Source organism: Allobosea sp. WAO (genome assembly GCF_001509835.1).
In the GTDB taxonomy this organism is placed as follows: domain Bacteria; phylum Pseudomonadota; class Alphaproteobacteria; order Rhizobiales; family Beijerinckiaceae; genus Allobosea.
Genome location: NZ_JXTJ01000017.1, coordinates 43,697 through 56,976, shown reverse-complemented (window position 1 = coordinate 56,976; position 13,280 = coordinate 43,697). Strand labels below are relative to the sequence as shown.

The 13,280-nt window shown below is 67.7% G+C and carries 12 protein-coding genes; 10 read left to right on the top strand and 2 right to left on the bottom strand.

Annotated elements, in window-relative coordinates; all coding sequences use genetic code 11:
• Nucleotides 1-60 precede the first annotated feature (60 nt).
• The 3 genes from DK26_RS25140 (at nt 61) to DK26_RS25130 (ending at nt 1,724) form a co-directional block, all read left to right on the top strand.
• Nucleotides 61-474, top strand: a complete 414-nt coding sequence (locus DK26_RS25140) for a VOC family protein (RefSeq protein WP_066478719.1) — start codon at nt 61-63, stop codon at nt 472-474.
• A gap of 108 nt (nt 475-582) precedes the next feature.
• On the top strand, nt 583-1,242 hold the full coding sequence (locus tag DK26_RS25135; RefSeq protein WP_066478717.1) for a GntR family transcriptional regulator: 660 nt from the start codon (nt 583-585) through the stop codon (nt 1,240-1,242).
• Nucleotides 1,242-1,724 carry an OsmC family protein gene (locus DK26_RS25130; RefSeq protein ID WP_066478714.1) on the top strand — a complete coding sequence of 161 codons (483 nt, stop codon included), beginning with the start codon at nt 1,242-1,244 and terminating at the stop codon, nt 1,722-1,724. The genes DK26_RS25135 and DK26_RS25130 overlap by 1 nt, the downstream gene beginning before the upstream one ends.
• Before the next feature lie 46 nt (nt 1,725-1,770).
• Here DK26_RS25130 and DK26_RS25125 read toward each other — a convergent pair whose 3' ends face one another.
• Together DK26_RS25125 and DK26_RS25120 are read right to left on the bottom strand one after the other, a co-directional pair.
• Nucleotides 1,771-2,985, bottom strand: a complete 1,215-nt coding sequence (locus tag DK26_RS25125) for a glycosyltransferase (protein ID WP_066478712.1) — start codon at nt 2,983-2,985, stop codon at nt 1,771-1,773.
• Nucleotides 2,934-3,443 carry a MarR family transcriptional regulator gene (locus DK26_RS25120; protein WP_248310100.1) on the bottom strand — a complete coding sequence of 170 codons (510 nt, stop codon included), beginning with the start codon at nt 3,441-3,443 and terminating at the stop codon, nt 2,934-2,936. Before DK26_RS25120 ends, DK26_RS25125 begins: the two co-directional genes overlap by 52 nt.
• Before the next feature lie 426 nt (nt 3,444-3,869).
• Here DK26_RS25120 and DK26_RS25115 point away from each other — a divergent pair, with 426 nt between their 5' ends.
• The 7 genes from DK26_RS25115 to DK26_RS25085 all read left to right on the top strand — a co-directional run bounded on the left by DK26_RS25115 (nt 3,870) and on the right by DK26_RS25085 (nt 13,280).
• Nucleotides 3,870-5,612, top strand: coding sequence for a type I secretion system permease/ATPase (locus tag DK26_RS25115; RefSeq protein WP_066478709.1), 1,743 nt, complete (start codon nt 3,870-3,872; stop codon nt 5,610-5,612).
• Nucleotides 5,609-6,964 carry an HlyD family type I secretion periplasmic adaptor subunit gene (locus tag DK26_RS25110; protein WP_157089843.1) on the top strand — a complete coding sequence of 452 codons (1,356 nt, stop codon included), beginning with the start codon at nt 5,609-5,611 and terminating at the stop codon, nt 6,962-6,964. The genes DK26_RS25115 and DK26_RS25110 overlap by 4 nt, the downstream gene beginning before the upstream one ends.
• 325 nt (nt 6,965-7,289) lie before the next feature.
• Nucleotides 7,290-8,084 carry a calcium-binding protein gene (locus DK26_RS25105; protein WP_066478707.1) on the top strand — a complete coding sequence of 265 codons (795 nt, stop codon included), beginning with the start codon at nt 7,290-7,292 and terminating at the stop codon, nt 8,082-8,084.
• A 57-nt stretch (nt 8,085-8,141) separates the two neighbouring features.
• A complete protein-coding gene (locus DK26_RS25100) occupies nt 8,142-10,448 on the top strand; it encodes a glycosyltransferase (protein ID WP_066478704.1) in 2,307 nt (768 codons plus the stop codon).
• Nucleotides 10,445-11,278: a class I SAM-dependent methyltransferase gene (locus DK26_RS25095; protein WP_066478696.1), complete on the top strand. Its 834-nt coding sequence runs from the start codon at nt 10,445-10,447 to the stop codon at nt 11,276-11,278. Before DK26_RS25100 ends, DK26_RS25095 begins: the two co-directional genes overlap by 4 nt.
• Nucleotides 11,275-12,528 carry a glycosyltransferase family 4 protein gene (locus DK26_RS25090; RefSeq protein ID WP_066478694.1) on the top strand — a complete coding sequence of 418 codons (1,254 nt, stop codon included), beginning with the start codon at nt 11,275-11,277 and terminating at the stop codon, nt 12,526-12,528. The genes DK26_RS25095 and DK26_RS25090 overlap by 4 nt, the downstream gene beginning before the upstream one ends.
• A complete protein-coding gene (locus DK26_RS25085) occupies nt 12,525-13,280 on the top strand; it encodes a hypothetical protein (RefSeq protein ID WP_157089842.1) in 756 nt (251 codons plus the stop codon). The genes DK26_RS25090 and DK26_RS25085 overlap by 4 nt, the downstream gene beginning before the upstream one ends.

The following is a 13,280-nucleotide window of genomic DNA, read 5'->3' as shown; positions in this document are numbered from 1 at the left end:
CGCGCTCCGCAGCCATGCCGGCGACGCGCGTCGGCCTGATATGCATCGGGAGGATCGGCGATGAAGCTTGCGACCTATCTCTTGTTCGAGGGCCAGTGCGAGGCGGCCTTCAGCGACTACCAGCGGATTCTCGGCGGCCGGATCGAGGCGATGCTGCCCTATGAGGGCTCGCCGGTCGACGTCGCGCCGGAATGGCGCTCCAAGATCATGCACGCCTGCCTCGAACTCGCCGATGGCCAGATGCTGATGGCCTCGGACGCACCGCCCGAGCAGAGCAGCGGGCCGATGCGAAGCGTCTATGTCAGCGTCACCGTGAAGGAACCGGCAGAGGCGGAGCGCATCTTCGCGGCACTGGCCGAAGGCGGGACGGTGATGATGCCGATGGCCGAGACCTTCTGGGCGCCGCGCTTCGGCATGCTGGGCGACCGCCACGGGGCACTCTGGATGATCGGCTGCGAACCCGCGGCCGCCTGAGCCGAACCGACGTGCACGACGCGCCACCGGCGTTCGGCCACGGCTTGCATCGCTTTGCGCTTCAACAGGCAGGCTTGTCTTGATCGTATAATTGGATACAATTATACGATGAACCCTCCCTCCCTCGCCGCGACAACCACCGCCGCCGCCCTCGCCGCCCGGCTGCGCCAAGAAATCGACCAGGGGCGCTGGCAGGCCGGCGAGCTGCTGCGCCAGGAGCAGCTCGCGAGCGAATTCGGCGTCAGCCGCATCCCGGTTCGCGAGGCGCTGGCGCAGTTGCAGAGCGAGGGCCTGCTCAGGATCGAGCATTATCGCGGCGCGCGAGTGAGCTGGCCGACGCCGGCCGAGATCGACGAGATCTTCGACCTGCGCCTTCTGGTCGAAAGCGATCTCGTCGCCCGCGCCCTGCCGCGACACGACGAGCGGTCCTGCCGCGAACTGGCGAGACTGCAGGACCAGCTCGAAGACGCTCAGGACCGGCTCGGCTGGATCGGCGGCGACATCGCCTTCCATGAAGCGCTCTACCGGCCGGCCGAGCGCTCGCGCAGCCTTGCGCTCTATCGGCAGCTGCGCGCGCCGATCGACCGTTTCAGCGTGCAGCAGCTCGGCCCGGAAGCCCGCAAGCAGGGCTGGGCCGAGGAGCACCGGCAACTGATCGCCGCGGCAACGTCCGGCGATGCCCCGGCGGTGCTGGCGACATTGGCGGCACATCTCGACGCAACGCGCATGGTCGTGCTGGCGGCCTGTGCCGATCTCGGAGACAGATGATGGCGAATCACGGCGCGACGATCGAATGGCAGCGCGGCGATCAGGATTTCCTCGACCGACGCTACAGCCGGGCGCATCGCTGGCGCTTCGACGGCGGGGCGGAGGTCGCGGCCTCGAGCTCGCCGCATGTGGTGCGCGAGCCCTTTTCGAACCCCGCCAATGTCGACCCCGAAGAGGCCTATGTCGCGGCGCTTTCGAGCTGCCACATGCTCTGGTTCCTCGACATCGCCGCGCGGCGCGGCCTGCGCATCGACAGCTATCGCGACGCCGCCGAGGGCGAGATGGCGAAGAATGCCGGCGGCAAGGAATGGATCGCACGCGTGATCCTGCGACCGCATATCGCGTTCAGCGGACCGCTGGCACCAGACGAGGCCATGGTCGAGGCGCTGCATCACGAGGCGCATGAAAACTGCTTCCTCGCCAATTCGGTGCGCAGCACGATCGAAACCCACGGCAGCTGGGAGTTTCGCGCCGACAGCTGAGGGCTGAGCCCGGCCGCATACTGGCACGCAGTACGGCGCTCCGCCGTCAGGCTGCCGCGAACTCCGCTTCCGCGGCGAGCTGCATGACGAAGCCGAGCTGCCGGTCGACGCAGGCCTCGCGCTCATACCCCCTGACCACCGTGCGCCGCGCCTCCTGCCGCAGCGCCGTCAGGCCAGTTGCGCCGGAGAGCCCGGCGAGGACGCGGTCTGCCAGTGCCGCCTCGTCGAAGAAGGGCGCGAGCAGGCCGTTGACGCCGTCCCTGACCACCTCGCGAACCGGTGGCGTCGCCGAGCCGACGATCAGGCACCCGCAGGCCATCGCTTCGAGCAGCGACCAGGACAGGACGAAAGGGACGCTCAGATAGACATGGGCCGCCGAGACCTGGAAAAGCCGGACCAGCTCGGGATGGGCGAGCCAGGGGATATGGACGACGCGCTCCGCCAGGCCGGTCTCGGCCAGCATGGCCTCGCGCCAGAGCCGGCCATCGGGGCGCGGGCGGCCATAGCCCGGCCCGTCGCCCCCTACAGCGACGAAGATGGCGTCAGGCCGCTGGCGCGCGATGCGGGCCGCCGCACGCATGAACTGCGGATAGCCGCGATAGGGATCGAGATCACGGGCGGCGAAGGTGACGACGGGATCGCCTGCCCGGAGCACCCGGCCGTCGGGCAAGGTGAAGGCCGCCTCCGGATCGGGCCGGCAAGCCGCGACGTCGATGCCGTCATGGCAAAGCGCGATGCGCTCGCGGATCGAGGCCGGATATTGCTGGCGCTGCCAGCGCGTCGGCGCATAGGCGAAATCGAGCGCCTCCAGCGTCAGAAGCTGGGAAGCGTTGCGCATCCTGATGCGCCGGCGCTCGGCCTCAGTGACCTCGACAGCAGATCCGAAATCGAGATCGGAACCGGTCGCGTTGTAAAAGTACTCGCAGTAGCCGAGCAGCGGCACGCGCGGCAGGGCGTCCTTGGCGAAGAGCAGGCCGCCCCAGCCGGTATGGCCGACGATGACATCCGGCCGGTCATGGCGAGGCAGGCGCGAAAGCTCGGCCGCCACCGCCTCGCCGGTGCGCACATGATACTCGGTCGCCGCCAGGGCGGGATGCGCCGTCGTGGACTGCCCGACGGCATAGGCGATCTGACGGACACCCGGCTGCGCAGGCTCGGGCCTCTCCGTAACCAGCGTGACCTCGGCGCCTTCGGCGGCGAGACGCGCGATCAGGTGAGCGAATTGACCAGATCCTGAACGATGAACGAATAGGACGTGCATGAGGCGAGCAGGATCCCTCCATAGCGCAGCGCGTCACCCCAGCTCTGTTCGAGCCGGCGCAGCGTATCGTGGGTGGTCTGGAGATCGGCGACGAGATCGGTGTCGAGCCCCTGGCCGAACTGGCTGTTCTCGTCGAGCATGCGCAGCCGCTCGACCAGCAGCTGCCCTTTCGGCGAGAGCGAGATCCGGGCGAGCCGCCGATCGCGCGGCGAGGCGCCGCGATCGAGATAGCCGCTCTCGACCAGCTGCTTGAGGTTGTAGGACGCGTTCGAGCCGACATAGTGGCCGCGGTCGAGCAGGTCGCGCACGGCGACCTCGCCGCTACCGATGGTGAACAGCACCATCACCTGCGAAGGCGAGATGTCGTCGACGCCGAGCCTTCCCAGTTCGAGCCGCAGATAATCGAGGAAGCGCCGGCTGGCCCGCTCGATCATCCGGGCGAGCTCGAGTTGCGACACCAGCGCGCGCCCCGGCGCCGAATCAGGCTCGCTCCGCTCCACCCCGTCTCCATGCTCTCCATTGAAGGCCTGGCCTAGGAATCTATCGCCGACATGCGGTTTGAAATGCATTCCCTACTCCGCCTTATCTCGAGATGGGCAGCCTACCCCTGCGAACCACTCCGCACGTCGAATAGCCTAGACGCAAAGCACATGCCACCTCAAATAGCAGCGGATTAAGATTTTAACAGTTGCTCTGTAGTCATAAACTGTTTCAAAATTTGAAATAGCACACTTTTTCGCCATACTCTGAGATATTTTCTAGCATTTCCAAAGACGTATTCTGTCATACTATGGACACGTCTTTCGTGGCACCCTGATCATCATCCAAACACCTACTGCTTCGTTCACAGGCGCGCAGCCGCCGCTCCCGCGCCGGAGAGACGCATGAAGATTCCGACAGCGAAAGCCGATGCCCTGATCCGGGACCTGCAGCGTTCATTCGCCGGCGGCCTGGCCTATGCCGGCTTCCTCAGCCTGTGCGTGAACCTGCTGCTGCTGACCGTGCCGCTGTTCATGCTGCAGGTGCAGGACCGCGTCATCGTCAGCCGCAGCTTCGACACGCTGACCATGCTGCTGGTGATCGCCGTCGGCGCGCTCGTGCTCTATGGCGCGATCGAGTTCATCCGCTCGCTGACCTTCCAGACGATGGCGAGCATTTTTGCACGTCGGCTCAATTTGCCGGCACTTCAGGCGGCGGTTTCAGCCGCGCTGGAGAGCGGCTCGGGCCAGGCGACGCAGGCGATCCGCGATCTCAACGACATTCGCACCTTCATCGCGAGCTCGGCGATCGCAACGCCGCTCGAAGCGGCCTGGTCGCCGATCTTCCTTGCCGTGCTCTTCGCCTTCCATCCGGTCTACGGGCTGGTCGGCGTCGTCTCGCTGCTGATCCTGCTGATCCTCGGCGTGCTCGCCGACGTGCTGACGCGGCGCGTCCTGAAAGAGGCCAATGAGGAGGGCGTCACCTCGATCAACGAGGTCGGCGCCAGCCTGCGCCATGCCGAGACGATCGAGGCCATGGGCATGCTGCCGGCCCTGGCGGCGCGCTGGCGCACCGGACAGATCGCGATGCTGGAGCATCTCGACCTCGGCATGGCCCGCGGCAAGTTCATCGCGGCACTGACCCGCTCGAGCCGGATGACGATGCAGCTCGCCATCTACGCCACCGGCGCCGTGCTGATCATCCGCAACGAGGTCTCGATCGGCACGCTGATGGCGGCGAGCATCCTGCTCGGGCGCCTGCTCGCGCCGTTCGATTCGATGATCACCGATTGGCGGCAATGGGTCACCGCCGCGCAGGCCTGGAAGCGGGTGCGCGAGCTCCTGCAGTCGCGCGCCTCGCAGCGCCAGAGCGTGCCGACCCCGGCGACGCAGGGCGATCTCGTCGTCGACCGGGTGATCTACGCGCCGCAGGGCTCCGAGCAGACGATCATCAAGGGCGTCTCGTTCAGCCTCGAGCCCGGCGAGGTGCTCGGCGTCGTCGGCCCGTCGGGAGCCGGCAAATCGACGCTCGCCCGGCTGCTCGTCGGCGTGCTCAAGCCGAATGCCGGCGGCGTCTATCTCGACGGCCACAACGCCTATCTCTGGGAGCGCGGCTCCTTCGGTGCCATGGTCGGCTATCTCCCGCAATCGGTCTCGCTGCTCAACGGCACCATCGGCGAAAACATCGCCCGGATGCGCAAGCCGGACCCGCACGCCATCCTCGAAGCGGCCCGGATCGCCGGGGTGCACGAACTGATCGGCCGCCTGCCGCTCGGCTACGACACCAATGTCGCCGATGGCGACTTCAAGCTCTCCGGCGGCCAACGCCAGCGCATCGGCCTGGCGCGGGCGCTCTACGGCTCGCCCCGGCTGATCGTGCTCGACGAGCCCAATGCTAATCTCGACGCCGAGGGCGAGCAGAGCCTGATCCGCGCCATCAATGCGGCCCGCGACAGCGGCGCCATCGTCGTGCTGATCGCCCACCGTCCTTCGGTGATGCAGACGGTCGACAAGATCCTGGTGCTGCGCGAGGGCCGCGTCGCCCAGTTCGGTCCGCGCTCGGCCATCGCCGGCATGATCACCCCCGGCGGCGTAGTCGAGCTCGAGCCTGCGAAGCAGCCCACCCCCATTCGCGAGGCCAGCGCATGAGCAAGCTGCCGATGCTCCGCAAGCCTGGAACCGCCCTCGTGCCGCTCGCTACCGAAGCCGAGCCGGCCGAGCGAACACCTTCGCTGCGCAATCTCGTCCTCGCCGGCGTCGCGGCGGTAGCGATCGGCTTCGGCGGCTTCAGCGCCTGGGCGATCACGGCCCGGCTCGACAATGCCGCCGTCGCCGCCGGCACCGTCGTCGTCGACAGCAAGCGCAAGACCGTCAGCCATCTCGAAGGCGGCATCCTGAAGACCCTGCTGAAGGCGGAGGGCGAGCGCGTCGGGCAGGATGAGCCCCTGCTGCGGCTGGAAGACGCCCGTGCTCGCGCCGAGCTGCAGCAGCTGCACGGCAAGCGCGTCGGTCTCGAAGCCCGTCTCGCGCGTCTGCGGGCCGAACAGGGCGACCTGCAGGAGATCACCTTTCCCAAGGATATCGGCGAAGCGCATACGCCGATCGCCCGCGAGGTGGTGACGGCCGAGCGTACCCTGTTCCGGGCCCGGGCCAAGGTCCATGCCGGCAAGGTCGGCATCCAGCAGCGCGTCATCGAGCAGCACCAGGCCGAGGCCGAGGCGCTGCAGGCCCAGATCGAGGCGGTCCGCTACCAGCGCTCGCTGATCGACGAGGAGGTCAAGGTGATGACCGACCTCTATGAGAAGCGCTATGCCAAGCGCTCGCAGCTCGTCGAGCTGCAGACCAAGCAGAGCGAGCTCAGCGGCCGCGGCGGTGAGATCGCGGCCCGCAAGGCCAAGGCGGAGCAGCAGGTCGCCGGCGCCAATCTCGAAATCCTCTCGATCAGCCTCGAACGCCAGAGCGAGATCGCCAAAGACCTGCAGGACAGCCAGCTCCAGCTCTCCGAAGTGGTCGAGCGCATCGTCCAGGCCGAGGACGTGCTGCGCCGGCTCGTCGTGACCTCGCCGCAGGAGGGCATCGTCGCCAACATCCGGATGCGAACCGCCGGCAGCGCGATCGCGGCCGGCGAGGCGATCCTCGACATCGTGCCCGAGCAGGAGCCGCTGATCGTCGAGGCCCGGGTCGACCCGCGCGACATCGATTCGGTGCGGGTCGGGGCCGAGACGCGGATCCGGCTGACCGCCTTCAATGCCCGGCTGCTGCCGCCGCTGCTGGCGAAGGTCAGCTATGTCGCGCCGGACCAGCTCGTCGACGACAAGACCGGCGTGCCCTACTTCATCGTCCGCGCCGAGATCACCCCCGAGAGCCTGACAGAGAACAAGATCACGCTCCATGCCGGCATGGCGGCCGAGGTGCTGATCGTCAACGGCCGGCGCTTCGCCGCCGACTATCTGCTGTCGCCCTTCAAGGACAGCTTCAACCGCGCCTTCCGGGAGGATTGATTTCACGACACCGATCAAACGCTTGCGCCTGCCGGCCCGGATTTGAATCGAAACCCGGAACGAAACAATCGTATAAATGCATCAAAATTCGAAACAACATCGAATATAAATCCACGAACAGACAATACATATAAGCATAAAATCGTTTTTGCATCGCAAAATGGTCACAATAAATTCCTTGCTGCGTCGCACATATTGAATAATCTCCGACCGTCGAGCGATGATACGTCTTTCGACTTCATCGGAAACGCACCTTTTATCCAGCATCCTTTGCGACGCTGATCCGCGATGCTGGTGGTGCCCCAAACTGCCTAGGAGGTGACGAATGGCCACGATCGAAGGAAGCGCATTCGACGACTTTTTGATTGGTAGCCGGTTCAGTGACGTGATCATGGCGGGCGCCGGCGACGACATCGTCAAGGGCGGCGACCAGGTCGATTCCCTGTTCGGCGAAGAAGGCGACGATCTGCTCTACGGCGACGGCGGCAACGACTTCCTGTCCGGCGGCGAGGGCGATGACGCCCTGTTCGGCGGACTGGGCGACGACGTCCTCGACGGCGGCGTCGGCAATGATGCGCTGTTCGGCGGCGAGGGCAACGACGTGCTCTCGGGCGGCGACGGCAACGACATCCTGCGCGGTAATGCCGGCGACGACGTGCTGCGCGGCGGCGAAGGCAACGACATCCTGCAGGGCGGTCCGGGTGACGACATCCTGCAGGGCGGCAATGGCGACGACCTGCTCCAGGGCGGTGATGGCAGCGACGTCCTCCAGGGCGGCGACGGCAATGACGTCCTGCAAGGTGGAGCCGGCGACGACCTGCTCTTCGGCGGTGCCGGCGACGACGTTCTTGCCGGCGGCGCCGGCAGCGACGTCTTCGTCTTCACGGGCGGCGGCGGCAACGATGTCGTGCTCGACTTCGAGGCCGGGCAGGACGTGCTGCAGATCGCTTCGGGCATCAACGGCACCGATATCGGCTCAGCCGAGGACGTGGCGGCCCGCGCCACCACGGTCGGCGGCAACACCGTCATCGATCTCGGCGATGGCGACACGCTGACCCTGGTCGGCGTCACCGCCGACGACATCCAGGCCGACCCGAACTCCTATTTCACGGTCGCCTGACGAACCGCGGCACCGGCCTTTCGGCCGGTGCCGCCCCTTCCCCCTGCCGGATCTCGAATGATGCTCACCCTCGCGCCCGCGCCCGTCGCGGACGGCCTGAGCCCGCAGCTGCATCTCTCGCGGCTGAGCGGCTCGGTCTTCCTGCTCAGCTGGACCATCGACGCGCCTGTCATCATGCGCCCGGCCATCGCCCTGTCGGCCAACGGCAAGAGGCTGGCCGCGGCATCGCTGACGCTCGGCCTCGATGACGGACGGGTCCGTCTCGTCGTCGCCTTCCGCCATGGCGGCCCCGGAGAACTGGTCGCGACGCTGGCGGATCATGGCCCGGGCGGTGACATCACGGCCCGCTTCGATCCCGGCCTGGTCCATGCGATGGCCGAAGCCGGCGAGGTCGCGCGCGACACCACGCCCGCAGCCCGGCGCATGCTCGCCAATGCGCTGATCGGCCATTGGCCGAGCCTGTTCGGCCTCAGCGAGACCGCAAGCTATCTCACCTTCCTGCGCCAGTTCCTGCTTCTGCTGGCCCGCAAGCCCACCCCCGCCAACCCGGTCGCCAAGCTCGGGGACGGCAAGATCCTGATCGAATCCTCGGCGCCCGGCCGCCTCTCCGGCATCCGCGCCGCCTACCGGCTCGATGGCGCCGGCCTCGCCCGCCTCGCCTGCCGACCAAGGCTCGGGGCAGCCGATCGCACCGGCGCGCGCGCCCTGCACCTGATCGTCGATGAGTTTCCGGCGCAGGCCGGTGGCCTCCTGATCCTGCAGGGCGATTCCGGCCTCGTCGTCCGCAGCGTCCCGGCGCGCCCCGCGATCCCGTCTCTCGGGCGCTGGTGGAACGGCAAGGCGAGCGCACGGGACGGCCTGCGCAGCTGGCTGGTCGAACAGCTCTCCGAACTGTCCGAGCAGGGCCGGCTTCTGGCCATCGAAATGCAGCGCCGCCTGCCGCTGGCGGTGCAGAACATCAGGCGCAATGACGACCTGCCCTCGGCAGAGCTCGACCTTGCCGTCTCGACCCCGGCCGGGCTGCTGCTCGGCGGCTGGTATCGCGATCCCGAGGACCTGCTCGACGAGATGCTGCTTCATCGCAGCGAAGGCGATCCGACGCCGATCCTTGGCCGGCTCGAACGCTTTCCGGCGCTGCTGCCCGGCGCCACGGCGGGCGAGCGGAAGCCGGCGACCGGCTTCGCCGCGCTGGTGCCGGGCTATGCCGGGGGCGCGCCCGTACTGCAGCCGCGCGCCGAGCTGCGCCTGAAATCCGGCACCTCCCTGTTCCTGCGTCCGGCGCTGCAGCCGGCCGATGCCGCAGCCATCAGAGCGCGGGCGCTCACCGCCATGCCGCCGCAGCACCTCACGGCCGAAGTCATAGAGCGGACGCTGGCACCCGTGCTCGCCGCCTGCCAGCAGCAATTGCGCGAGGCCCGGCCGGAGCCGCGGCTGAAGCGCTTCGGCAAGGCACCCGCCAACCCTTCCGTCTCGGTGGTGATCCCGCTCTACCGCGTCTACGAGTTCCTGCGCGTCCAGGTCGCCGCCTTCGCCGCAGACCCCATCTTCGCCGGCGAGGCCGAGCTGATCTATGTGCTCGATTCCCCCGAGCACGAGGCCGAGGTCGCGCATCTCCTCGGCGGGCTCTTCCTCGCCTACGGCCTGCCGATGCAGCTCGTGGTGATGGGTCGCAATGGCGGCTTCTCCGCCGCCTGCAATGCCGGCGCCGCAGCCTCTCGCGGCGAGGCGCTGGCGTTGGTCAATTCGGACGTGATCCCGACCGGGGATGGTTGGTTGCCAGCACTGGTGCGCAGGCTCGACCGCGGCAACCGTATCGGCGCGGTCGGCCCGAAGCTGCTCTATGACGATGGCTCGCTGCAGCATGCCGGGCTCTTCTTCAAGCGCGACAGCAAAGGCACCTGGCTCAACCATCATTACTTCAAGGGCATGCCGAGCCATTACGGTCCGGCCAATGCCGAGCGACCGGTGCCCGGCGTCACCGGTGCCTGCGTGGTGCTGCCGCGGGCCCTGTTCATGGAGATCGGCGGCTTCGACGACGGCTATGTCATCGGCGACTACGAGGACAGCGACCTTTGCCTGAAGATCGGCCGGGCGGGGCTCGGCGTCGTCTATGTGCCCAGCGTCGCGCTCTACCATCTCGAACGGCAGTCGATCTCGAAGAGCGCCGATTACACCCGCGGCGTCGCCTCGCAGCACAATGCCTGGCTCCAGACCCGGCGCTGGGACCGCCAGATCGAGGCGCTGATGGCGGCCTTCGACGGCTCGGCCGCCGTGCTGCCGGAACAGGCACCATCTGAGCAAGGCCTGCCGCGCGAGCCCCAGTTCTTTTCCCGCGCCAACCTCCGGAGAGCGACAGCGGCATGACGGCGACATTGGCCCTGAGACAGAACGCGCCTGAGCCGGCGCCGTCGAGCGAACTCGCGCAGCGCGAGCTCGACTTCCTGATGCGCCAGATCCCGAGCAACCGCTTCCTGCCGCATCCGCCGCCGGATTCGATCTTCGTCGGCGATGGCGACTACCGCGCCATCGGCGCCGAATTCCTCGGCCATTTCGTCAGGCTCGGCCGGCTGCTGCCGCATGAGCGGGTCTTCGACATCGGCTGCGGCATCGGCCGCATGGCGGTGCCGCTGACGCAGTATCTCGACCAGGAGCGCGGCAGCTATGACGGCGTCGACCCGGTCATGGACGGCATCCTCTGGTGCGCCCAGACGATCACGCCGGCGTATCCGCGCTTCCGCTTCCAGCGGCTCGACATCGCCCACCCACTCTATAACCCGCAGGGCTCGCTGCCCGGCATCGAGGTGCGCTTCGGCTTCCCGAACCAGAGCTTCGATTTCATCATCATGACCTCGGTGGCAACGCACCTGCCGCCGGACGAGCTCGTGGTCTATCTCAACGAGGCCGCGCGCCTGCTCGCGCCGGGCGGACGGCTTTTCCTGACCGCCTTCGCACTCGACGGCGAGAGCACCGGCCAGGAGCGGCTGAAGTTCCGGCGCTGGGGCGAAGGGCCAGGCTGGTACGCGATCGAGGAGGCGCCGCTGGCCGCCGCCGGGATCGATTCAGGCTTTCTCTTGGAGCATGCCACCCAAGCTGGACTTAGCGTCGAGCGGCTCGGCCAGGGCCATTGGCGCGGCGTCAGCGCGGCGCATTACCAGGACCTGCTGATCGCGGTGAAGCCGGGAGGTCAGCGATGAGCCGGCGCATCCTGGTCGTCGCTCACAACCACCCGGCGTTGCACCCCGGCGGGACCGAGATCTTCGCCCATGATCTGGCGCATGCCTATCGCGACGAGGGTTGCGAGGTCATGTTCCTCGGCGCGACCAATGCGATCCATCGCGAGCCGCATCCCGGCACGGCCTTCCAGGCGACCGGGGAGAATGGCGATCTCCTGCTGTGGAGCGGCCATTTCGACCGCTTCCATCTCAGCCAGATCGACCATTACGGGACCTTGCAGGATCTCGGCACGCTGCTGACCGAATTCCGGCCGGATGTGATCCATGTCCATCATCTTGTCCTGATCGGCGCCGAATTCCTGGTGCTGGCGCGGCGCCTGCTGCCGCAGGCGTCGATCGTGATGACGCTGCACGACTACTACCCGATCTGCCATCATGACGGGCTGATGCTGCGGCCGAGCGACCGCCAGCGCTGCACCGGCGCAACACCCGCCGCCTGCCATTCCTGCTTCCCCGAGATCGGCGCCGACCGCTTCCTGCTGCGCGAGCGCTTCCTGAAGACGCATCTTGCCGCCGTCGACCGCTTCGTCGCGCCGAGCCGCTTCCTGCGCCAGCGCTACATCGACTGGGGCATCGCGCCGGGGAAGATCGAGGTCATCGCCAATGCGCGGCCAGCGCAAGCGGCAGTGCCGCATCGCCACACCCATGGCGCCCGCACGCGCTTCGGCTATTTCGGCAACCTCAACCCGTGGAAGGGCATCCTGCCCCTGCTGCAGGCGGCGAAGCTGCTGCATGCTGCCGGCGAGACCGGCATCGAATTGCGCATCCATGGCGGGGCGCCGTTCCAGAGCGAGAGCTTCACCACCGCCCTGGACAAGGCCCTGGGCGAGGCCGGCGCCAACGTCACCCATTGCGGCCCCTATCGCCGCGACGAGATGGGGGAGCTGATGGCCGAGGTCGACTGGGTGGTGATGCCTTCGATCTGGTACGAGAACGCGCCCCTCGTCATCCAGGAAGCCTTCCAGCATCGCCGGCCGGTGATCGCCAGCGGCATTGGCGGCATGGCCGAGATGGTCCGCGACGGCGTCGACGGGCTGCATGTGCGGCCGGGCGACCCTGCCGCCCTCGCCGCCGCCTTGCGGCGTGCAGCCGGCGACAACGGGCTCTGGCAGCGGCTCGTCGAGAACATCGAACCCTCACCCGGCATGGAAGACTGCGCCCGGACGCACCTGGCGCTGTTCGACCGGCTCAAACTGGCGGAGGCGGCATGACGATGGCGCAGAATTCCGAAGGCGCGGCCGTGACCGAGATCGCGCCCGCAAGGCTCAATGGCCGTGTCGACGCGCTCGACGGCAACCGGCTGCATGGCTGGATCTGGGACGAAGCGAGGCCGGAAGAGCGGCTGATCGTGCGCCTGGTGCGCGACGGCGTCGCCGTACAGGAGGTGGTCGCCGACCAGAGCCGCGTCGATCTGCGCCGCAACGGCATCGGCGATGGCCGGCACGCCTTTGCCATGGAGCTCGACGACAGCGTGGTCGCGGCGCGTGCCGATCTCGTCATCATCGGCGTCTCGCCGAGCACCGGCGTCGCGCTCGAACTGCGTCTGCCGCCGCCGGCGGAACTCGCCGCGGAAGCCGCGATCGCCGTGCCGCTGGCGCGTTTCTTCGACCGGGTCGAGGCGCTGATCGTCCTGCAACGGCGCTCGCAGCTCACGCAGAAGGAACTGCTCGACAAGGTCGGCGAACTCGGCGTGCAGCTGGCGCAGCATCGCCAGCGCGAAGCCGAGACAAGGCAATCCGAGGAGGTCGAGGGCAATGGCGCGATCGCCGCCCGTCTCGCCGAGATCGACGTCTTCCAGCTGCGCTTCGACCAGACGCTCAAGAACTTCGACGACCGGCTGGTCGCGATCCGCAAGGAGGCGCGGGCGCCGCTCCGGCAGGTCACGGTGATCCTCGGCTTCCTTTCCGGCCTCGCCGCGCTGCTCTCCTTCGCCACGCTCGCCGTGACGCTGGTCGGGGGCTGA